This is a genomic window from Sphingomonas larreae (assembly GCF_051400595.1).
Lineage (GTDB): Bacteria > Pseudomonadota > Alphaproteobacteria > Sphingomonadales > Sphingomonadaceae > Sphingomonas.
Map to the genome: position 1 here is coordinate 18,267 of NZ_JBLFFI010000006.1, position 20,251 is coordinate 38,517.

General features: G+C 68.7%; 25 protein-coding genes. 11 read left to right on the forward strand and 14 right to left on the reverse strand.

Annotated elements, in window-relative coordinates:
* Window positions 1–41: 41 nt before the first annotated feature.
* Window positions 42–221 carry a hypothetical protein gene (locus ACMGDM_RS17375; RefSeq protein WP_436805392.1) on the reverse strand — a complete coding sequence of 60 codons (180 nt, stop codon included), beginning with the start codon at window positions 219–221 and terminating at the stop codon, window positions 42–44.
* A gap of 495 nt (window positions 222–716) precedes the next feature.
* Window positions 717–1,247: a hypothetical protein gene (locus ACMGDM_RS17380; protein ID WP_436805393.1), complete on the reverse strand. Its 531-nt coding sequence runs from the start codon at window positions 1,245–1,247 to the stop codon at window positions 717–719.
* A 102-nt stretch (window positions 1,248–1,349) separates the two neighbouring features.
* Between ACMGDM_RS17380 and ACMGDM_RS17385 the strand changes: the two genes are divergently transcribed.
* Window positions 1,350–1,718 (forward strand): PRC-barrel domain-containing protein, encoded by a 369-nt coding sequence (locus ACMGDM_RS17385; protein WP_183945535.1) that lies wholly within the window; start codon window positions 1,350–1,352, stop codon window positions 1,716–1,718.
* 12 nt (window positions 1,719–1,730) lie between these two features.
* Complete coding sequence (locus tag ACMGDM_RS17390; RefSeq protein WP_436805394.1) at window positions 1,731–1,874, forward strand: hypothetical protein; 144 nt, start codon at window positions 1,731–1,733, stop codon at window positions 1,872–1,874.
* 43 nt (window positions 1,875–1,917) lie between these two features.
* Here ACMGDM_RS17390 and ACMGDM_RS17395 read toward each other — a convergent pair whose 3' ends face one another.
* From ACMGDM_RS17395 to ACMGDM_RS17410, 4 genes are all read right to left on the reverse strand, one after another.
* Window positions 1,918–2,865, reverse strand: coding sequence for a 50S ribosomal protein L11 methyltransferase (locus ACMGDM_RS17395; RefSeq protein ID WP_436805395.1), 948 nt, complete (start codon window positions 2,863–2,865; stop codon window positions 1,918–1,920).
* Window positions 2,855–3,550, reverse strand: coding sequence for an SDR family NAD(P)-dependent oxidoreductase (locus tag ACMGDM_RS17400; protein WP_436805396.1), 696 nt, complete (start codon window positions 3,548–3,550; stop codon window positions 2,855–2,857). The genes ACMGDM_RS17395 and ACMGDM_RS17400 overlap by 11 nt, the downstream gene beginning before the upstream one ends.
* Window positions 3,551–3,791: 241 nt before the next feature.
* Entirely contained in the window at window positions 3,792–5,135 is a 1,344-nt protein-coding gene (locus ACMGDM_RS17405) for a methyl-accepting chemotaxis protein (protein WP_436805397.1), read from the reverse strand.
* A gap of 35 nt (window positions 5,136–5,170) precedes the next feature.
* Window positions 5,171–6,526 carry a methyl-accepting chemotaxis protein gene (locus tag ACMGDM_RS17410; RefSeq protein ID WP_436805398.1) on the reverse strand — a complete coding sequence of 452 codons (1,356 nt, stop codon included), beginning with the start codon at window positions 6,524–6,526 and terminating at the stop codon, window positions 5,171–5,173.
* Window positions 6,527–6,708: 182 nt separating this feature from the next.
* On the opposite strand from ACMGDM_RS17410, the gene sdhC reads away from it, so the two are divergent.
* The 3 genes from sdhC to sdhA are packed head-to-tail and all read left to right on the forward strand — an operon-like array spanning window position 6,709 to window position 9,317.
* Window positions 6,709–7,137, forward strand: a complete 429-nt coding sequence (gene sdhC / locus ACMGDM_RS17415; RefSeq protein ID WP_436805399.1) for a succinate dehydrogenase, cytochrome b556 subunit — start codon at window positions 6,709–6,711, stop codon at window positions 7,135–7,137.
* Entirely contained in the window at window positions 7,138–7,515 is a 378-nt protein-coding gene (gene sdhD, locus ACMGDM_RS17420) for a succinate dehydrogenase, hydrophobic membrane anchor protein (protein ID WP_436805400.1), read from the forward strand.
* Window positions 7,515–9,317 carry a succinate dehydrogenase flavoprotein subunit gene (gene sdhA / locus ACMGDM_RS17425; RefSeq protein ID WP_436805401.1) on the forward strand — a complete coding sequence of 601 codons (1,803 nt, stop codon included), beginning with the start codon at window positions 7,515–7,517 and terminating at the stop codon, window positions 9,315–9,317. Before sdhD ends, sdhA begins: the two co-directional genes overlap by 1 nt.
* A gap of 44 nt (window positions 9,318–9,361) precedes the next feature.
* On the opposite strand, the gene brnA is transcribed toward sdhA, so the two are convergent.
* Together brnA and ACMGDM_RS17435 are read right to left on the reverse strand one after the other, a co-directional pair.
* Window positions 9,362–9,583: a type II toxin-antitoxin system BrnA family antitoxin gene (gene brnA, locus ACMGDM_RS17430; RefSeq protein WP_436805402.1), complete on the reverse strand. Its 222-nt coding sequence runs from the start codon at window positions 9,581–9,583 to the stop codon at window positions 9,362–9,364.
* On the reverse strand, window positions 9,573–9,845 hold the full coding sequence (locus ACMGDM_RS17435; protein ID WP_436805403.1) for a BrnT family toxin: 273 nt from the start codon (window positions 9,843–9,845) through the stop codon (window positions 9,573–9,575). Before ACMGDM_RS17435 ends, brnA begins: the two co-directional genes overlap by 11 nt.
* A 98-nt stretch (window positions 9,846–9,943) precedes the next feature.
* On the opposite strand from ACMGDM_RS17435, the gene ACMGDM_RS17440 reads away from it, so the two are divergent.
* The gene (locus tag ACMGDM_RS17440; RefSeq protein ID WP_436805404.1) at window positions 9,944–10,513 is read left to right on the forward strand and encodes an ATP-dependent Clp protease proteolytic subunit; all 570 of its coding nucleotides are present in this window, start codon (window positions 9,944–9,946) and stop codon (window positions 10,511–10,513) included.
* A 48-nt stretch (window positions 10,514–10,561) separates the two neighbouring features.
* Here the strand turns inward: ACMGDM_RS17440 and ACMGDM_RS17445 are convergent, their stop codons facing one another.
* Window positions 10,562–11,161 carry a DnaJ domain-containing protein gene (locus ACMGDM_RS17445; RefSeq protein WP_436805405.1) on the reverse strand — a complete coding sequence of 200 codons (600 nt, stop codon included), beginning with the start codon at window positions 11,159–11,161 and terminating at the stop codon, window positions 10,562–10,564.
* Window positions 11,162–11,205: 44 nt separating this feature from the next.
* On the opposite strand from ACMGDM_RS17445, the gene ACMGDM_RS17450 reads away from it, so the two are divergent.
* Both ACMGDM_RS17450 and ACMGDM_RS17455 read left to right on the forward strand, forming a co-directional pair.
* Complete coding sequence (locus tag ACMGDM_RS17450; RefSeq protein ID WP_436805406.1) at window positions 11,206–11,496, forward strand: BolA family protein; 291 nt, start codon at window positions 11,206–11,208, stop codon at window positions 11,494–11,496.
* Complete coding sequence (locus tag ACMGDM_RS17455) at window positions 11,493–12,203, forward strand: glutathione S-transferase (protein ID WP_436805407.1); 711 nt, start codon at window positions 11,493–11,495, stop codon at window positions 12,201–12,203. The genes ACMGDM_RS17450 and ACMGDM_RS17455 overlap by 4 nt, the downstream gene beginning before the upstream one ends.
* 336 nt (window positions 12,204–12,539) lie before the next feature.
* Here the strand turns inward: ACMGDM_RS17455 and ACMGDM_RS17460 are convergent, their stop codons facing one another.
* Window positions 12,540–14,384: a DUF3597 family protein gene (locus ACMGDM_RS17460; protein ID WP_436805408.1), complete on the reverse strand. Its 1,845-nt coding sequence runs from the start codon at window positions 14,382–14,384 to the stop codon at window positions 12,540–12,542.
* A 136-nt stretch (window positions 14,385–14,520) separates the two neighbouring features.
* On the opposite strand from ACMGDM_RS17460, the gene ACMGDM_RS17465 reads away from it, so the two are divergent.
* Window positions 14,521–14,805 (forward strand): BrnT family toxin, encoded by a 285-nt coding sequence (locus ACMGDM_RS17465; protein ID WP_436805409.1) that lies wholly within the window; start codon window positions 14,521–14,523, stop codon window positions 14,803–14,805.
* Window positions 14,753–15,052 (forward strand): BrnA antitoxin family protein, encoded by a 300-nt coding sequence (locus tag ACMGDM_RS17470; RefSeq protein ID WP_436805410.1) that lies wholly within the window; start codon window positions 14,753–14,755, stop codon window positions 15,050–15,052. Before ACMGDM_RS17465 ends, ACMGDM_RS17470 begins: the two co-directional genes overlap by 53 nt.
* A gap of 31 nt (window positions 15,053–15,083) precedes the next feature.
* On the opposite strand, the gene ACMGDM_RS17475 is transcribed toward ACMGDM_RS17470, so the two are convergent.
* The 3 genes from ACMGDM_RS17475 to ACMGDM_RS17485 form a co-directional block, all read right to left on the reverse strand.
* Window positions 15,084–15,737, reverse strand: coding sequence for an SLATT domain-containing protein (locus ACMGDM_RS17475; protein WP_436805411.1), 654 nt, complete (start codon window positions 15,735–15,737; stop codon window positions 15,084–15,086).
* Window positions 15,738–15,841: 104 nt separating this feature from the next.
* A complete protein-coding gene (locus ACMGDM_RS17480; protein WP_436805412.1) occupies window positions 15,842–16,045 on the reverse strand; it encodes a hypothetical protein in 204 nt (67 codons plus the stop codon).
* On the reverse strand, window positions 16,020–16,190 hold the full coding sequence (locus ACMGDM_RS17485; protein ID WP_436805413.1) for a hypothetical protein: 171 nt from the start codon (window positions 16,188–16,190) through the stop codon (window positions 16,020–16,022). The genes ACMGDM_RS17480 and ACMGDM_RS17485 overlap by 26 nt, the downstream gene beginning before the upstream one ends.
* Before the next feature lie 260 nt (window positions 16,191–16,450).
* On the opposite strand from ACMGDM_RS17485, the gene ACMGDM_RS17490 reads away from it, so the two are divergent.
* Entirely contained in the window at window positions 16,451–17,110 is a 660-nt protein-coding gene (locus ACMGDM_RS17490; RefSeq protein ID WP_436805414.1) for a hypothetical protein, read from the forward strand.
* Between the two features lie 35 nt (window positions 17,111–17,145).
* Here ACMGDM_RS17490 and uvrA read toward each other — a convergent pair whose 3' ends face one another.
* Complete coding sequence (gene uvrA, locus ACMGDM_RS17495) at window positions 17,146–20,067, reverse strand: excinuclease ABC subunit UvrA (protein WP_436805415.1); 2,922 nt, start codon at window positions 20,065–20,067, stop codon at window positions 17,146–17,148.
* Window positions 20,068–20,251 lie beyond the last annotated feature (184 nt).

The window sequence follows — 20,251 nt, forward strand, 5'->3', positions numbered from 1 at the left end:
GGTATAGACCTCGGGCGACGTCGACCCGAGCGGGGTGAGCATCAACGGCAGGTGGCGACCGCGGTGAAGGCGCGCGGCGCGAACGTCTCGACCGTGCCGGTCGCTCCGTCATGGTGGGTCGAATAGGTGCCGGTGACCGTCAGCTGGATCGTGGTCGCCGCCTCGGCAGGCACGCCGAGCAGCGCCGCCAGCGCCGCCATGATCCATTGGACTCGCCGCATGTCGCGCTCTCCCTCGAGGCTAAGCGTCTCGTGCAGCGGGTAAATTGTAAAGCGCGGCCGATCCGGGGACGGACCGGAACGCCGCGGCGCCCGGTCGCCACGAGGACCGGCAGATATGAGAAGAGGTTGCCGGACACCGCCGAAACGGCGCCCGACAACCCCTCAACATGGTCAGCGGCCGGAGAGCTCCAGCCCGGGAGACCATGCGGACCTCCGAAAGCCCGATCTACCTCGTTGTCTGGGAGACGATCCTCCCCGAGGCGGACCGTTCCCTCAGAAGCGCGTCCCCCGAACGAACTGAACCGACCCCCTTGCTGAACCATGAGACATCGGATCACCTCCTTTCGCTGGTTGATAACGACGCGGCCCTGCCGGACCGCATCCGCAATGTGTGCGCAGCGTGACGGCGATACAAGTCTTGTGTTGCGTGCCGGATTGTACGATTCTCGCGGGCCGCGTCGGGAGCAGGGCGCGCGGCGGGTTCGCCCCTTTTCGTCAGCCGCGGCAATCCTCGATCACGCGCGCCAGCTCGGCCCAGGGCGGCAGCACCAGCGGCGCCGCGCCGGACTGTTCGAGCGTGAACCGGCCGCGACTGAACACCATCGCGTCGAGCAGCCGATCGTTGACCGCGAGCGTCGCCGCGGCGCCGGTCGCGACTTGCGTCGCGGGCAGGACGCGGCTCATCGCGCTGGTGCGGATGGTGAAGGGCGCGGCCACCCCGCCGATCCGGGTCAGCGTCACCGCGCGGGCGGCGCGATCGCAGCGGACCGTAAGCGCCGCGGCGGCGCCGGTGCCGAACGACGCCGTGCTGCCGCCAGCCTCGCGCGCGTAGCGCCACGTTCCGGGCGTGCGCGGCCAGTCCTGCCAGTCGACCGGCAGCGGCGCCGGCGCGGGTGCGGGCAACCGGGCCGGCGTCGGCGCGGGAGCAGGCGGGGGCGGCGTCACCTGCGGCACGCAGCCGGCGACCAGTGCGAGCGCGGTGAGGAGCGGCGCGCGACGCGCGCGATCGGTAAAGTTTCGAGCCACGACCGGGGCTATGCCGGAAGCCGCGGGCGCGCTCAACCGCGTGCGGAACCGCGGCGCGGCGCGGACGGTTCTCGCTGCCGACCTACGTTGATGGAGTTTCCGATGGCCGACGACGCGCCCACCCAGATCCTCGTCCAGTCGAACCTGGCCGAGACGATGAAGGTGGACAGCCGGGACGGCGATCATCTCGGCGCGGTGCACGCCTTCATGGTGCACAAGGCGTCGGGGCGCGCCACCCATGCGGTGCTCAGCCTGGGCGGTTTCCTCGGCATGGGGAAGAGCTTCTACCCGCTTCCGTTCGCGCTGCTCCAGTTCGATCCGGTGCGCGACCGCTACGTGGTAACGATCGACCGTCGGTTGCTGGAGGGTGGCCCGAGCTGGGCGAACAACGCGCCGGTGTTCGACCAGGCCTATGCCGATCGGGTCGCCAGTTATTACCAGGTGCGCGGCGAAAATCTCGCGGCGGAGTGAGGGAGAGTGAGCGTGAGCGAGCGTGAACGCGACGACGCGGTGGAGGAAACGGTCGAGGAGCTGCTGACCGATCCGGACGCGCCCGAGCACGGCCGGCACCCGCGTCCGCCGCAGACCACCGACGCCGAGCCGAGCGGGCCGGCGCAGGACCGCTGATCGCGCGCGCCGCTTCCCGCATCGGGGTGGTGGCGCCGCGCCTCTAAAGGTCGAGCGCCCAGCCGTCGCGCCCGCGCGGATCGGGCGCGCGCTCGGGCACGTAGCGGGTGGCGCCCGCGCTGAGCCGCAGGATCGTCCAGTCTCCGCGCCGATCAATCGCGTCGAGCGCGCAGCCGCAGGCGGCGAAGGCGGCGACCACTTCGGCGCGCTGCGTCTCCAGCAGCCCCGCTAACACGATCGCGGCGCCAGGCGCGGCGATCGCCGCCACCTCGGGCGCCATCGAGATCAGCGGCCCGGCCAGGATGTTGGCGATTACCAGATCATAGGGCGCTTGTGCCGCGATCGCGTCAGACAAGGCGCCGTCCGCCACCACCAGCGCGACGCGATCGATCGCATTCGCTTCCATGTTCTCGCGCGTCACCGCGATCGCCGCGGGATCGATGTCGGTCGCGGTGACCTGCGCGTCCGGCCACAGGTGGCGCACCGCAAAGGCGAGCAGTCCGGTGCCGGTGCCGAGATCGATCGCATTGGTCACGGCGCGGTCGGCCAGCGAGTCGAGCATCGCCAGGCAGCCCGAGGTGGTGGCGTGATGCCCGGTGCCGAACGCCTGGCCCGCATCGATCAGGAAGGCGCGCCCGCCAGGCGGCGCGGCGACCGGGTGCGCGCTGGTGTGGACGACGAACCGCCCCTCGCTGATCGGCTCCAGCCCGGCCTGGCTCAGCGTTACCCAGTCCTGCGCGGTGAGCGGCGTAACCGTTGGCTCCGTCGCCGCCGCGCTCGGCACCAGGGCGCGCAGCGCGGCAAGCATCGCCGCGTCGGGCTCGTGCTCCATGTACGCGTCGAGCCGCCAGTGCTCGCGATCGTCCTCCACCTCCTCGCTCGTCATCAGCACCGCATCGATCACCAGATCGTCGGCGGCGTCGATCGCCTCGGCCTCGGCGCGGGTGCAGGGCAGAGTGACGCGCCAGCTGTCGATCGCCTCAGCGGACATAGCTGGCCCCGTTGACGTCGAGCACCGCCCCGGTCATCGACGGCGGCGCCGTGAGCGCGAGGAAGCGCGCCACTTCGGCCACTTCCTCGGGCTGCGCGACGCGGCCGAGCGGAATGTCGGCGAGCAGTTTGTCGCCGCCGCGGCTGGCGAGATAGTCGTCCGCCATGCCGGTCATGGTGAAGCCGGGGCAGATCGCGAAGGCGAGGATCTCGTCGCGGGCGTAGCCGCGCGCGATCGTCTTGGTCATCGCCACCATGCCCGCCTTGGCGGCGGCATAATGCCAGTGCGCGGGACTGTCGCCGCGATAGGCGGCGCGGCTGGCGACATTGACCAGCCGACCGCCGCGCCCGCCCGCCTGCCAGTGGCGCACCGCGAGCCGGCTGAGCTCGGCCGCCGCGGTGAGGTTGATCCGCAGCGTGCGCTCCCAATTGGCGACCCAGTCCTCCGAGTCGAGCGGGTTTGCCTCGAACACGCCGGCGTTGTTGATCAGCACGTCGATGCGGCCGCCGAGCTGCGCAAGCGCCGCGTCCCACAAACGCGCGGGCGCGGCGGGGTCGGCGAAGTCGGCGGCGAGACCGCTCGCGGTGGCGTGGCGCGCGAGCGTGACGCCCGGGGTGGCGTCGAGCGCGGTGGCGATGGCGGCGCCGATGCCACGGCTCGCGCCGGTGAGGAGGATGTTGACCATGCGCGCGGCGATAGGACGGAAGCGGGGTCGGGGACCAGAGGGGTTGAGCGCACGACGCGTGTGGGTCGGCGACCGTTGCGCTGTTCCGTTCACTTCGGGGAGCCGTCGAGCATGGCGGGACGGCGCGTCGAGAAGGTGCCGCGGTGGCGTGCTCTCGACAGGCTCAGCTGCTGCCCGAGCCGAACGGGTGTGGGAAGGCGCGGGAGCGATGGCGCAACGCGCTACCTCGCCGCCGTCGGGCTCACCCCTCAGCCGCGGAGAAGGTCTCCGCCGCGGCGCGCAGCGCATCGAAACGGTCGCCGATCTGCCCGAAGGCGTGGCCGAGCGACTCGATCTCGCCCGTGACCGCATTGGTGTCCTCGCGGATCGCCGCGATCGTGTGCGACATCGAGTCGGCGGCGAGCGCGGTCTCGTCGACCGCGGCGGTGATCGCGGTGACGGTCTGCGCCTGCACCTGCATCGCCGCATTCACCTGCCCGGCCGAGCGCCGCACCTTGCCGACGGTGTCCTTGATCGAAGCCGAGGTGTCGACCGTCACGCGCGTGGCGGCCTGGATCGCGGCGATCTTGGCGGCGATGTCGTCGGTGGCGCGCGCAGTCTGGCTGGCGAGGCTTTTCACCTCCTGTGCCACCACCGCGAACCCGCGACCCGCGTCGCCCGCCCTCGCGGCCTCGATCGTGGCGTTGAGCGCGAGCAGGTTGGTCTGCCCCGCGATGTCGCGGATCAGCCCCAGAATCGACTCGATCGATTTGGTGTGGTCGCTCAGCGCGGTGCTGGCGCTCACCGCGTCCTCGGCCTGGGCGGAGGCGTCCGCCAGCGTCGTGGTGCAGGCGTTCATATCGCGCTGTACCGCGTCGATTGCGCGGATCAGCCCGGCGGCGGTTGCGGCGGCATCGCGCATCGCCAGTGCGGATTGTTCGGCCGCGGTCGCGACCTCGCTGGTCTTGTCGAGCATGCCGCGGGTTGAGCCCGCCGCGGCGCTCGCCTTGTCGCGCACCACCTCGCCCCGCGTCGCGATAGCGCCAATGCCGTCGCTGATGCTGGTGCGAAACGCCGCCGAGCGCGCCTCCCGAGCTGCGCTCTGCGCGGCCAGCGAGAGTTCGCCGAGCCGCGACGCCATGAGGTCCGACTCCATCATCGCGAGACGCAGCACGACATCGCTCAGCCGCTGGAAGCGGCAGGTGTCATCGCCGCAGCCGGTGCCCAGAAGCATCAGCGTGTGGCTGTGCGCGCGGCTCAGCGAAGCCAGCAGCAGCGTGAGCGGCACGCCGTTGGCCTGCGACAGGTCGACCTGCCCGATGACCATCGCATGCCAGCGATCGCTGAACGGCTCGGTGTAGCGCAACCGCATGTAATGCGTCGCGCGGCCCACCTGTTCGTCGAGTCGGCCCCCGGCCATGTCGCGCATCGCCGCGGGCAGCGTTGGCAGTGCGAGCAGATGGTCCCAGAAGGTCGTCGCCACCGCGCGCCACCCCTCGGCAGCGTCGAGCAGCTCAGCGATCTCGCGGCAGGCGGGGAGGATGCTGCGGTCCCAGTCGAAATCGGCGACGCGATCGATCAGGCAGCGCTCATCGTGGTGGATCATCCGCGTCGATGCTCGTCAGAGGCCAGGGGCAGGGATCAGGCCGCAACCTTGCTGGCGAAGTCACCGGCATGGCCGTCGAGCGCGCCGAGCCGGCCCGCGAGCGAGTCGAAGCCGGCGCCGAGCCGATCGATTTCGGTCGCGACCGTCTCGGTGTCCTCACGGATCGCGGCGATCGTGTGCGACATCGAGTCGGCGGCGAGCGCGGTCTCGTCCACCGCGGCGGTGATCGCGGTGACGGTCTGCGCCTGCGATTCCATCGCGTGGCGGATCCGCGTCGCCGAGTCCTGCACCTCGGCGACGGTGGTGCGGATCGAGGCCGAGGTGTCAACCGTCACGCGCGTCGCGGCCTGGATCGCCGCAATCTTGGCGGCGATGTCGTCGGTGGCGCGGGCAGTCTGGCTGGCGAGGCTCTTCACCTCCTGCGCCACCACTGCGAAGCCGCGCCCGGCGTCGCCCGCGCGCGCCGCCTCGATCGTGGCGTTGAGCGCGAGCAGGTTGGTCTGCCCCGCGATGTCGCGGATCAGCCCCAGGATCGACTCGATCGACTTGGCATGGTCGCTCAGCGCGCCCGAGACGTTGACTGCGTCACCGGCCTGGCCGGCGGCACGAGTCGCGATGTCGGCGGCGACCTCGACCTCGGCGCGCGCGTCCTCGATCGCGCGGATGAGCCCCGCGGCGGTCGAGGCGGCGTCGCGCATCGCCATGGCGGACTGTTCGGCTGCGGCGGCCACTTCGCTGGTCTTGCCGAGCATGCCGCGCGCCGCGGACGATGCGTGATAGGCCTGCGCGCGCAGGTTGTGACCCTCGCGGGTCGTGTCTTCCACCGTTACCGCGATGCCGTCGCGGAACTCGAGCGCGAGCCGGTCGCGCGCCACCTGTGCGCGATGCTCGCGATAGGAGGCGTACATCTCGACGGTGATCTCGCCCTCCAGAGCGGAGAGCCGCATCAGCGTATCGAGCATCTCGGGCAGGCGCGGATCGTCACGCGCCACCGACGTCATCAGCACCTCCAGCGCGGCGCGGTCGCTCGCGCTGATCATCGACAGCAGCGCCATCGGCGTGACGTCGGCGGCATAAGCGCCCGCCACCGACTGCTCGATCGACTCGATCCACGACCGCTCGCGCGTGCGGAGGAAACGGTTCTCGAGGAAGGTGCAGCCGATGTCGATCATCCGCTCGCTCTCGTGCTGTGCCCACGAGCGCCGATCGGCAAAGCAGCGCTGCCACTGCTCCCAATAGGCCTGCGCGACCTCGCGACGGCGCGGCTCCAGCGCGCTCCACACATCACGCGCGGCCTGCGTCAGCCGGCCGTCACCGTCGAACACGCGGAAGCGGGCGGTAAGGTCGAAGGCGGCGGCAACCGATCCGATCGGCGGCAGGTCGTGGGGCAAGGCGCGGCTCCCGCTAGGGTCAGAGTCGAGGCTGTAGCTAGCGCTCCCGGGTTAACAGTGAGTTAGGCAACCCCCGCCGAATGGCGCGGCAAACCCGGCACCAAGCTTGCATCGCGGCGCCGCTGGACGCATAGACCGCGCCAAATCGATCTGCCGTATCTGTTACCTGAGGAACCCAGCGCTTGGCCTCCAAACCCGCCCGCCCGCGCAGCCCGCATCTGTTCAGCGGTCCGCTGCGGCTGCACTATCGCTGGACCCCGGCGATGACCGCCTCGATCTTCCACCGCATCACCGGCGACGGCATGGCGACGGTGGGAACGCTGCTGCTAGTGTGGTGGCTCGCCGCGATCGCCGCTGGGCCGCAGGCTTATGGCGTGTTCCTCCACGTCTTCACCACCGCGAGCGGCGCGCTCAACCCGCTTGGCTGGATCGTCGGCGTCGGGCTGACCTGGTCGCTGTTCCAGCACATGATGAGCGGCATCCGCCACCTTATCCTCGACACCGGCGCGGCATTCGAGCTGAAGGTCAACCGCACGCTGGCGGTGCTCACCTTCGTCATGTCGGTGCTGCTCACCGCGGGCTTCTGGTTTCTCCTCGTGGGGATCAAGTAAATGACGACCGAGATCGGCCGCGTCCGCGGGCTGGGCAGCGCGCATGCCGGCGCGCATCACTGGTGGCACCACAAGATCACCGCCGGCACCAATTTCCTGCTGCTGGTGTGGTTCCTGGCGTCGATCGCCATGCTGCCGTCCTATGATCACACCACGGTGCGGCTGTGGCTCTCCTCGGCCTGGGCGGCGGTGCCGATGGCGCTGCTGATCGCCTCGGTGTTCTACCACTTCCGCCTCGGCCTGCAGACGGTGATCGAGGATTATTCGCACAAAGAGAACCGCTTCGTGCTGACGATCCTGCTCAACGTGTTCACCGCGGTGACCGCCGGCACCGCCATCTTCTCGATCCTCAAGGTCGCTTTCGGAGCCGCCGCCTGATGTCCGACGCGTATAAGATCATCGACCACACCTATGACGCGGTGGTCGTCGGCGCGGGCGGCTCGGGGCTGCGCGCGACCATGGGGATCGCCGAGAGCGGGTTGAAGACCGCCTGCATCACCAAGGTGTTCCCCACCCGCAGCCACACCGTCGCGGCGCAGGGCGGGATTGCCGCCTCGCTTGGCAACAACTCGCCCGATCACTGGTCGTGGCACATGTTCGACACGGTCAAGGGCTCCGACTGGCTCGGCGACCAGGACGCGATCGAATATATGGTGCGCGAGGCGCCCGCCGCAGTCTACGAGCTGGAGCACGCCGGCGTGCCGTTCAGCCGCAACGACAATGGCACGATCTACCAGCGCCCGTTCGGCGGCCACATGCAGAACATGGGCGAGGGCCCGCCGGTGCAGCGCACCTGCGCCGCGGCGGACCGCACCGGCCATGCCATGCTCCACGCGCTATACCAGCAGAGCCTGAAGTATGACGCGGACTTCTACGTCGAATATTTCGCGCTCGACCTGATCATGGAAAACGGCGCCTGCCGCGGCGTCATCGCTCTGTGCATGGAGGACGGCTCGATCCACCGCTTCCGCGCGCACGCGGTGGTGCTCGCCACGGGGGGCGGCGGTCGCGTCTACCAGTCGGCCACCTCGGCACACACCTGCACGGGCGACGGCAACGGCATGGCGCTGCGCGCCGGCCTGCCGCTGCAGGACATGGAGTTCGTCCAGTTCCATCCGACCGGCATCTACGGCGCGGGCGTGCTGATCACCGAGGGCGCGCGCGGCGAGGGCGGCTATCTCACCAACTCCGAGGGCGAGCGCTTCATGGAGCGCTACGCCCCCAGCGCCAAGGACCTCGCCAGCCGCGACGTGGTGGCACGCTCGATGGCGATGGAGATGCGCGAGGGCCGCGGCGTCGGCAAGGAGAAGGATCATATCTTCCTCCACCTCGACCATATCGACCCCAAGGTGCTGCACGAGCGGCTGCCCGGCATCACCGAGACCGGCAAGATCTTCGCCGGCGTCGATCTCACGCGCCAGCCGCTGCCGGTGACCCCGACGGTCCATTACAACATGGGCGGCGTGCCGTGTAACTATCACGGCGAGGTCGTGCGGCTGAAGGACGGGAACCCCGACTCGGTCGTCCCCGGACTGTTCGCGGTGGGCGAGGCGGCGTGCGTTTCGGTCCACGGTGCCAACCGGCTCGGCTCCAACTCGCTGATCGACCTCGTCGTGTTCGGCCGCGCCACCGGGCTGCGGCTCAAGGAGACGCTCAAGCCCGACACGCCGCACAATCCGCTGCCCAAGGGCTCGGAAGAGATGGCGCTGAGCCGGCTCGACCATTTCCGCCACGCGTCGGGAAGCACGCCGACCGCCAAGCTACGCGGCGAGATGCAGCGGACGATGCAGCGCCACTGCGCGGTGTTCCGCGACTCGGCGCTGCTGGCGGAGGGCGTCGAGAAGATCGAGGCGATCTACCAGGGCGTGCAGGACGTCGGCGTGACCGACCGCTCGCTGATCTGGAACACCGATCTGGTGGAGACGCTCGAGCTCGACAATCTGATCGGCCAGGCGGTGGTGACGATGAAGAGCGCGGCCAACCGCAAGGAGAGCCGCGGCGCGCACATGCACGAGGACTTCCCTGAGCGCGACGACGCCAACTGGATGAAGCACACGATCACGACCTTCGAGGGCTGGGGCGGCAAGGGCGGCGCCACCGCAATCGATTATCGCCCGGTGCACGATTATACGCTCACCGACGACGTCGAATACATCAAGCCGAAGAAGCGCGTGTACTGAGTCCGGGCCGCTTGGCCGGGCGCGCGCCGCAGGCGGGCGCTGGGTCAGGCGGCGCCGCCGAGCCGTTCGGCGAGCCAGCGCGCGATCAGCGCCTGACGCGTGGTGCCGCTCTCGGCGGCGAGCTGGTCGAGCCGGCGGACACGCCACGCGGGCAGGTCGAGCGCGACACGTTCGATGTCGTTGATCCGCTGTGCCGAGACCCGCTCGATCAGGTCGCTAATGTCTTCGCCCGCGTTGAAGCGCCGGTCGACCTCCTCATTGCTCATCTGCCCGCTCAAAGACGCTCGCTTGCTCCGGTGTCGCGCGGGGCACCGAGATGATCCGGGTCCGCTCATCGCGCTCGGTTGCCACGGCGTACAAGTCGCTCGATGACGCGGCCGATGGCGAGCCGGCGCGGCTCGCCCAGTGCCGATCGGTTACCGGAATGCGCAACGCTTGCGGGCCATGCCACAGCGCCTGCGCCGTAGGAACGTCGATGCCGTGCTGGAGTCGGTTCGCGGCACTCTTCGCGGCGTCGAAGACGAACACACTCGATCGTAGATAAGCGGAGCGCGCCGCCTCTGCCGCGACCGTCTTTTCTTGCCGCCGACGCGGAACCCTCGTCCGCCTTGTCGCTTACCGCCGCCATGACCGACAGCAACGCGGCGCGCTATCCGCTTCTCGCCACTCCGCACATCCAGCTTCACGGCACCGTGGACGACTCCATGTACGCCCGCTTCAAGGAGCAACTTGCCGTCGCGCCGGCGGACGGCCCGCTGGTCGTGTCGCTCACCACGCTCGGCGGCGACCCCGAGATGGCGCGCGCCATGGGTGATACGATCCGGTTGTTGCGCGAATATACCGGCCGCGACGCGCTGTTCCTCGGCAAGGTCGCGGTCTATTCCGCCGGCGCCACCTTCATGTCCGCCTTCCCGGTCGAGAACCGCTTCCTGACGCGCAACTCGCGCCTGATGATCCACGAGCGCAGCATGACGAGTACGCTCCAGCTCTCCGGCCCGCTCAACACGATCCCGCCGGTCCTCAAGGCCAAGCTCAACGAGATCGCCGACTCGATCCGCATCCAGGAGGAGGGCTTTGCCGACCTCGTCCGCGGTAGCCAGGTGACGCTCGACCAACTCAAGCAACGCGCCCCCGACAATTGGTACATCGAGGCCAATGAGGCGCGCGAGCTCGGCCTCGTGCTCGACGTCATATGACGTCGGCGTCGTGCGGTCAGCCTCCGCGCTGAGCCATCGCGCCGAGCGTCACGCGAACGCCGGCGCCTGGCGGAGCTGGTGATAGGCGCTGATCACCTTGGCCAGCATCGCCTCGTGGCTGCGGTCGCCGCCGTTGCGGTCGGGGTGGTAGCGGCGCACCAGCTCGGAATAACGGCGGCGCAGCGCGGCGCGGTCCGCGTCCGCCGCCAGCCCCAACGTCTCGAGATTGCGCCGGTCCTCGCCTGACAGCGGCTTGCCGTCGGTCCGCTCGGGCGCGGTCGTGCGGCGGAAGCGTGCGCCGATCGCATCGAGCGGGTCGGTAAAATCGGCCCAGCGCGGTCCCTGGTCGCCACTGCCCGCGCGCGCAAAGGCGCGGGTCTCGCGCTCCCATCCCGCCAGCGGGCGCTGGGCGTGGTGGATCTCCTCCGCGGTCATGCCGTCGAAGTAATTGTAGCCGGCGTTGAACGCGCGGATGTGATCGAGGCAGAACCAGCGAAAGCGCGGCGGGCCCTCGCCGTTGCCCGCGCCCTCGAGCGGGGGCGCGCGGAACTCGCCCGCCTCGGTACAACCGGGGTGGACGCACGCCTGCGCCGCGCCTTCAACGCGACCGTGGAACCGGGTATGGGGTCGATCCTTACTGGGCTTCACTTGACTGCCGTCGCTTCCCGGACAAAGGACTGTATATGGGAGCGATGACCGACGCTTCCACTGGGCCGATCGCGGCCGAGATCACGGCCCGTCTCACCGCGGCGCTCGCCCCGTCGCGGCTCGAGGTGATCAACGAGAGCGCGCTCCATCGCGGCCATGCCGGCGACGACGGTAGCGGCGAGAGCCATTTCCGCGTCGTGGTGGAGAGCGCGGCGTTCGCGGGCCGGTCGCGGGTCGAGCGCCAGCGGCTGGTCAACCACGCGCTCGCCGAGCTGCTGACCGAACATATCCACGCGCTCGCGATCCGCGCCACGGCGCCCGGCGAGCCGGCGTGAGCGGCTACAAGCTCTGGTATTGGCCGACGATCCAGGGGCGCGGCGAGTTCGTCCGGCTCGCGCTCGAAGCCCGCGGCATCCCCTATGAGGATAGCGCGCGCGACCAGGGTGTCGAGGCGATGCTGGCGGACATGGCGGCGCGGCAACCGCGCGCGCCGTTCGCACCGCCCTATCTCGCGCTCGACGGCCATGCGGTGGCGCAGGTCGCGGACATCCTGCTGTATCTCGGCGACCGCCACGGGCTGGCGCCGTCCAACATCGCCGACCGTTATTGGGTCCACCAGCTCCAGCTCACCGTCGCGGACCTCGTCGCCGAGGTGCACAACGTCCACCACCCGGTCGCGGCGATGGCCTATTACGACGAGCAGAAGCCCGAGGCGGCGCGCGCCGCGGCCTCCTTCCGCGACGAGCGGCTGCCCAAGTTCCTCGACCATTTCGAGGCGGCCACGCGCGCCAGCAGCGGGGAATGGGTCGCGGGCGGGCAGTGGAGCTATATCGACACCTCGCTGTTCCAGCTGATCGCCGGGCTGCGCTACGCGTACCCACGGCGGATGGCGACGCTGGCGCCGCGTTACCCCGGGCTGGCGGCGCTGCACGACTCGGTCGCCGCGCTTGCCGGGGTGAGCGCCTATCTCGCCAGCCCGCGCCGGCTGCGCTTCAGCGAGGAAGGCATCTTCCGCCATTATCCCGAGCTCGACGGCGCATAACGCGAGACGCTTGCGGCGGGTGACCGGGCGCGCAATGGTGCTGTAGCTGGACGATGGGAGCCTCCTGCTGCTTCGAGCTGGAAGGGGCGCCGGCGTGCCGATCCCCCGCGGGCGGGGCGATCGCATATGACGCGGTGACGCACCGACGCGTTGCGCCCTTCCGTCATCCCGGACCCGCTCGGGGATCCATGTTTCCGCAAGAACAACGACGTGAGCGCGCGCGGCACCATGGATCCCGGCTCAAGGCCGGGATGACGAAACAGACGGAGCGTGCCAGAGCTGAACCGACTGCCCCTGTTTCGCTTTTCCCATCCCGACAAGGCTCCACCCCGCCGCTCACGCGCGCAGCGCCGCGGAGACGATGGCGCCGCTCTGCTCCAGCGCGCGCATCACCGCGCGGTGGAGCCAGACGTTCATCTCGGCCGAGCCGTCGAGCGGGCCGGTATAGCCCAGCTCGGTGGCGAGCGCCTTGCGTGCGGCGAGGCTCGCGTCGAGATCGAGCAAGGTCAGCAGGTCGACGATCGAGGTGCGCCAGGCGAGCGGGGGAGCGCCCCTGCGTCGCTCGATCGCGCCGAGCGCCTGCTCGACGTCGACCGCCGCGGCGGGCGTCGCCGCGATCGCGGCCCAGTCGCGCACGCGGGGCGCCGGCGCGGTCGCGTCTCCGCCGGGCTGCTCGTCCGTGGACGCGCCGGGCGCGCCGGACCCATCGTCCGCGCCGGGCGACCGCGGATCGCCGAGGATCGCCGCGCTGATCGCGGCGAAGAGACCGAACGCGTCCGGCGCCTGCTCCTCCGCGGCGATCCGAGGCGTTGACGGCGCGCCCTCGCATTCCGCCAGCAGCGCGCGACTGTCCTCCACGGTGAACTCGCTCACGTCGCGCTCGTCGGCCGGGAAGAGCTCGGGCGCGCGCGCCCCGACGCGCAGCCGATGGATCAGCTCGATCGCGGCGGCGCTCAGCGGCGTGCGCGCGATCCGCGCGTCCCAGGCGCCGGCTTCCTGCTCGGCACGCGTGCTGCGCGCGGTGGGCGGCGCGGGCACCCGCGCGCGCTCGGCCGCGGCGGTGAACCAGGCGTCGCGCGAGTCGATCAGCGCATCCCACGCCTCGTCGTCATAATGGTTCGGGCCGGGCCCCATCACGCGCTCCTCGGCGGGGGTGAGCGCGCGCGCATAGGCGCGCTCGCCGGGGAGCCCCTCCTCCGCGCCGTGGAAGGCATAAGGCGGCGGAAAGTGCGTCCGCCACGCCCGCGCCGTCTCGTCCCACCATACCGGCGCGCGCGAATGTTGAGAAAGTTGAGACTCGGGCGCATCGGCATCGTCGGGCGCGGCCGCGTCCGCGCGCGGTGCGGCGAGCGTGACCAGCCCCGCCGCCTCGGCGCGCGCCCATTGCGCCGCGGTCCAATCCTGCCGGTTGGCCGCGTCGAGATCGGCGACATCGACCTCCTCCGCGCGCGCGGCGCCGGTGCGCGCGAAGCGATCCGCCGCGGCGAGCGCGAGGATCGGGGCGAACTCGCGCGCGAGCGCGTCGGCGACGGCGGGGTCGGGTGAAGCGGTGGCGGCGGCGGTGTCCGGCGCGGCGGAGTCGGCGGGGGCAGCGCCGCCGAGCAGCGCCTGTAGCGCGCCGCTGCGCCGCGCCAGGAACAGCCCGGCGCGCGCGGCGCCGCCCTCGGCCGCGACGCAGTCGAGGAAGGCGTCGAACTCCTGCGCGACCAGCCGCGCCGCCTGCGCGTCCGCCGCGGGGGCGGACTCGACCTGGCGGTCGAGCCGGTGGAGCAGCCCGAGCGCGAGCCGGTTGTCGTGGCGGTGGCGCGTGACGGTGCTGCCGTCGGCGCGGACGTAGCTGTCGGTCTGGCCTTCGAGCGCGCGCACCATCAGCGTCTCGGCGACGGCCTCGCGCGCGACCAACGTGGCGGCGCGCCAGCCGAGCGCGAAGGCGCTGCCCTTGGCCGAGCGGCGGAAGGCGAAGGCCGAGGTGGCGGAGAGCCCGACGCGCGCGGCGGCGCGCTCGACGCCATGGCCCTCCGCGATCGCCTCGAGGAAGGCGCGCTGGCGCTCGGCGGACCAGCCGTCGGCGCGGCGCGAGGCGGTGAACGGGGCGGCGAGCGGGTCGGGGGCGGGGGCGGGGGGCGTCTCGGCCCGGCGGGCGGGGGCGGTGATGCCTTCCATCGGGGTCATGACGGTCATGGACGCGGCTCGCTGCGGCTGGGGGAGGCGGCAAGGGTGCGCGGTGTTGGACGGTGTAGGACAGCGGGCGCCGCGTTGGGTCGGCGAAAGATGAGCTCAGGGCTTGTCGCGGATTGTGTAGCTACATAATGTAGGGATGGAGATCAGCTTCGATCCGGAGAAGCGACGGAGGACGCTCGAGCGCCGCGGACTCGACTTCGCGGACGCGGGCATGGTGTTCGCCGGTCCGGTGATCGAGTTCGAGGACGTCCGCTTCGTCTATCCGGAGCGCCGCTTCGCCACCTACGGTCTGCTCGATGGCCGCATGGTGGCGCTGGTGTGGACCGAGGCGGCGAATGGACGCCGCGTGATCTCGATGAGGAAGGCCAATGAGCGAGAACGCGCCCACTACGGACCCCGCCTGGCTCGACCCGGCGGATGACGCGCCCGAGCTGACCGACGAGCTGTTCGAGATCGCCGAACTCTCGATCGGCGGAAAGGTCATCCGCCCGGCGACGGGCTATCTCGGCCCGAACGGCGTGGTGCGCGGCCGACCGCCACAACGCGCGCGCGCCAAGCAGCAGGTGACGCTGCGGCTCGACCCCGACGTCGTCGAGCGCTTCCGCGCCGACGGGCCGGGGTGGCAGGGGCGGATCAACGACGCGCTGCGGAAGGCGGCGGGGTTGTGAGGTAGAGTAGAAGAAAGTACCACATTAGAGGTTAACTTCCGGCTGGCTTAGAGTGGCCGAACACGAAGGTATTTAACACAAGTATCACAATAACGACTGCGCAAAGGTGCGGTATGATCCATGCCCATGCCTCAATCCGATATCTAAGATGATCGCTCAACCTTTGTGTCCAGTAGATCCAACGCTTTCCAGAGTAATGTCGGCCGTGGAAAAGGCGTGGCTTCTGTAGACGGGCCTTCAGGTAATCGACATTATCGTGATTGACTGGGCAATCATCTAATATTTTCTGATAGCGTTGCTTTAGTAAGTCAAGAAGATCGAAAAAGCTGTTGCTTTCTGTGTCCAATACACGCGCCTCTTTTAGGACGGTCTCGGTGCCGCGGGCGCATACATGAAGTAACTCGCCACGATGCATGAATTTGCTAGAACTATCCAGGAGGCTCGTAAATATTATAAAAACACTTAGAATAATGGAGCATGCAAGAAGAAGTTGCGACTGGAACGTGGTGAGGGATAAGAAGTTGGGTATAAGCGACAGGAATATAACTAAGGTGGATAATAGGGCGATGACATAGCTAGACGAGCGATCCCGCATGCTTAGCCGGATATTAGCTTGGAAGCGTGCGTCCCGCGTAATTTCCATGCTTCTGCAGAAGTCCGCGAGAATAGTCTTTTTATCGATCATCAGGATGTAAGCCTAGCCAGAGCCTCGGCGCATGCTAACGGAGTTTCGACTGAAAGGGCAAGAGTAGCTCGCTCCGCTCCTTCGCCTCGATCTCCGCCTCCATCCTACCAATAACCCTCAACCCGATCTATCGCCTTGAGGAGCGCCCGCTTGCTTGCGGTGCGGCGATTGCCAGCGTTGCGCGGCATCGTCGCCGGCTCGCCGATCTCTTCGCGTCGCGCAGCGAGGCCCGAGGCGAGGCCGTTGTGTTCGATCACGCGACCCTGCCAGTCGGCGAAGGTGTCAGTCTTCGAGGTCGGCGAGGCCATGATCGTCTCCAGCTTCGTGGCGAATACGCTCTTTCAGGTAGGCTTGATCGAGGTCGGAATGAAGCCGGAACAAGGTCCGCGCCTGCGTTAGCATCTCGGGTGCGGTGCCGGAGCCATATTGACCCATGCGATCGGCTTCAGTCATTGGCGCCGCCGAACGGCGTGGCGGCCACCACCTCGACGCAGTGCCGCCGCTCAGGATGCAGCGAGCCGAGCGTATGACCCACACCGGCCGGTCTTTCAGAACCGAGGCGTATCAGCTCCCAAGGAGGCGAAATCCGACTCGCTTCCACTGGGTCACGTGATTATATTTCTTCTCCGATCAGGATGGAAGGTCAGGCAGCGGCTTGCAGTCTAAAAGGATCTCGTCTGCTATCAGGCTCTGGTGTGAAGTGGAGAGGGCTAGTGGCTTTAGACAAGGTCCATTTAAGGAAATTGCTCCAGCTCTTTCTTCTGAGTGAGAAGCGGAGAGCGTCGGCGATCCGCAGCGACGCCCTTCAGGCAATGAGGCGACGTGATGAAGGGCCAAAGCCGGGCGGCGATTTTCACGTTCCATTTTGGCGGGATGCAAAGGATCATGCTGCTGGGAGACGTGATTTGCGCGATTCAACCCCTGAAACAATCAAACTATCTAAACCGCGTGAACGGCTCTATCCGCTGCTGCAAAATGGTTTTCTCCTGTGGTGGAACGAGAAACGGCGATGGGTGAACGAGCCAATTACGGCCTTGCCCAGAGCCATTAAGTCCTCAGTCGGCTTTGCTGAGATCGAAGGAGTCGTTAAAGTAGAAAATCTGCTGTCCCTCCAGATAGGAGAGGGAAATTTTCGGTATGTCTATCCGTACTTTTGCGAACGGCCGCCGATGGAGGGAGTTGTAGCTAGGTTGGGCTTGTGGCTCATGAGCGAAGCGCTTCCTGATCTTAAGCCGGAAGAAATGAGAATACTCGATGTGCTGCGAGGCGAAGCCTACTCAATCGATAAATTTCCGCTGACAGGCACTGAGGAAGAACAGTTCGTGTTACAATACCGACGGATCTTACGCGAGTGGCGGCGACATATGACTTAAAGGGAAAGGCGTCCTCTTGGAAGCTCCAATCCCTTTCACTCCGCCGCCTCAGCCTCCGCCGTTACCCCCGCTGCGCGCTTCCCCAGCAGCGGCGCGAGATACCGCCCGGTATAGCTCCGCTTCTCCTTCACCACCTCTTCCGGCGTGCCGACCGCGACGATCTCGCCGCCCTTGACGCCGCCCTCCGGCCCCAGGTCGATGATCCAGTCGGCGGTCTTGATCACGTCGAGGTTGTGCTCGATCACCACTACGGTGTTGCCCTGCTCCACCAGCGCGTGGAGCACCTCGAGCAGTTTGCGCACGTCCTCGAAGTGCAGCCCCGTCGTCGGCTCGTCGAGGATGTACAACGTGTTCCCCGTCGCGCGGCGCGACAGTTCCTTGGCGAGCTTGACGCGCTGCGCCTCGCCGCCCGAGAGCGTCGTCGCCTGCTGGCCGACCTTGACGTAGCCGAGCCCGACCTCGACCAGCATCGCCATCTTGTCGCGGATCGGCGGCACGTTGGCGAAGAAGCCCGCGGCGTCCTCCACCGTCATGTCGAGCACGTCGGCGATCGAGTGGCCCTTGAACTTCACCTCCAGCGTCTCGCGATTGTAGCGCGCGCCGTGGCACACGTCGCAGGTGACGTAGACGTCGGGGAGGAAGTGCATCTCGATCTTGAGCACGCCGTCGCCCTGGCACGCCTCGCAGCGCCCGCCCTTGACGTTGAAGCTGAACCGCCCCGGCTTGTAGCCGCGCGCGAGGGACTCAGGGAGCCCGGCGAACCAGTCGCGGATCTGGGTGAAGGCGCCCGTGTAGGTCGCCGGGTTCGAGCGCGGGGTGCGGCCGATCGGCGACTGGTCGATGTCGATCACCTTGTCGAGGTGCTGCAGCCCGGTGATCTTGTCGTGCTTGCCCGCCAGCACGCGCGCGCCGTTGAGCTGGCGCGCCGCCCCCGCGAACAGCGTGTCGATGGTGAAGCTCGACTTGCCCGAGCCCGACACGCCGGTCACGCAGGTGAAGGTGCCGAGCGGGATCGAGGCGGTCACGCCGGTGAGGTTGTTGGCGCGCGCATTGTGCACCGTCAGCTTCTTGCCCGAGCCTTTGCGGCGCTTGGCCGGCACCGGCACCTCGCGCACGCCGTTGAGATAGTCGGCGGTGACCGATCCCTCGCTCGCCAGCAGCTCGGGCAGGGTCCCCTGCGCCACCACCTGGCCGCCGCGCACGCCCGCGCCCGGCCCCATGTCGATGACGTAATCGGCGGTGCGGATCGCGTCCTCGTCATGCTCGACCACCAGCACGGTGTTGCCGAGGTCGCGCAGCCGGCGCAGCGTGGCGAGCAGCATGTCGTTGTCGCGCTGGTGCAGCCCGATCGAGGGCTCGTCGAGCACGTACAGCACCCCCGACAGCCCGCTGCCGATCTGCGAGGCGAGGCGGATGCGCTGGCTCTCGCCGCCCGAGAGCGTGCCCGAGGTGCGGTCGAGGTTCAGATAGTCGAGCCCGACGTTGTTGAGGAAGCCGAGCCGCTCGATGATCTCCTTGAGGATCCGCTCGGCGATCGCGCGCTGCTGGTCGCCGAGATGCTCGGGCAGCTGCGTGAAGAAGGCGAGCGCGTCGACCACGCTCAGCCGCGTGGCGTGGCTGATGTCCTCGTTCGCGATCTTGACCGCGAGCGCCTCGGGCTTGAGCCGCGCGCCGTGGCAGGTCTCGCACGCCTGCGACGACTGGTATTTGGCGAGCTCCTCCTTGATCCACGCGCTCTCGGTGGAGAGCATGCGGCGGTTGAGATTGCCGATCACGCCCTCGAACGGCTTCTTGACGTCGTAGCTCTTCTTGCCGTCGATGAAGGTGAGGGTCACGGGCACGCCTTCGGTGCCGTAGAGGATCTTGTCCGCCACCTCGGGGTGGAGCTCGCCCCAGGGCGTGTCGAGCGAGAAGCCGAACTCGCGCGCCAGGCTCGCCATCACCTGCATGTAATAAGGCGAGGGCGGGTTGCTCTTGGCCCAGGGCACCACCGCCCCCTTCTTGATGCTGAGCTCGTGGTTGGGGACGATCAGGTCCTCGTCGAACACCAGTTTCTCGCCGAGCCCGTCGCACGCCGGGCAGGCGCCCTGCGGCGCGTTGAACGAGAAGAGGCGCGGCTCGATCTCGGCGATGGTGAAGCCGCTCACCGGACAGGCGAACTTCTCGGAGAAGACGATCCGCCCCGGCGGCGCGTGGTCGCCGAGCACGACGCTCTCGGGCGTGCGCGGCTCGACGGGGTCGGCCGGGTCGACATAGGCGAGCCCGTCGGCGAGCTTGAGCGCGGTCTCGAAACTGTCGGCGAGGCGCGTGGCGACGTCCTCGCGCACCACCAGGCGATCGACCACCACCTCGATGTCGTGCTTGTACTTCTTGTCGAGCGCGGGGGCCTCGTCGATCTCATGCACCTCGCCGTCGATGCGGACGCGGGTGAAGCCCGCTTTCTGCCACTCGGCCAGCTCCTTGCGATACTCGCCCTTGCGCCCGCGCACGACCGGCGCGAGCAGGTACAGCCGCGTCCCCTCGGGCAGCGCCATCACGCGGTCGACCATCTGGCTGACCGTCTGCGCCGCGATCGGCAGCCCGGTGACGGGCGAGTAAGGCACGCCGACGCGCGCCCACAGCAGGCGCATGTAATCGTAGATCTCGGTGACGGTGGCGACGGTCGAGCGCGGGTTGCGGCTGGTCGTCTTCTGCTCGATCGAGATCGCGGGGGAGAGGCCCTCGATATGGTCGACGTCGGGCTTCTGCATCAGCTCGAGGAACTGGCGCGCATAGGCCGACAGCGACTCGACGTAGCGGCGCTGGCCCTCGGCGTAGATCGTGTCGAACGCGAGGCTCGACTTGCCCGAGCCCGACAGGCCCGTGATCACGGTGAGCGTGTCGCGCGGGATGTCGACCGACACGTCCTTGAGATTGTGCTCGCGCGCGCCGCGGACGGAGAGGGTGGTAAGGGCCATGCGGTTGTTTGTTCCAGATTTGTTCGGGCAGGTCCAGCGCCGGGCGCTTGCCGGCGCGATGTGGGACGCTAGGCTGCGGGCGACAAGGCGCGTGGGGCACGCGCCGGGGCAGGGGCGAGCGATGGGGCGGGGCGATTGGGGGAGCAAGCGTGAGCGCGGGCGAGCGGACCGGCGCGCACGGCGG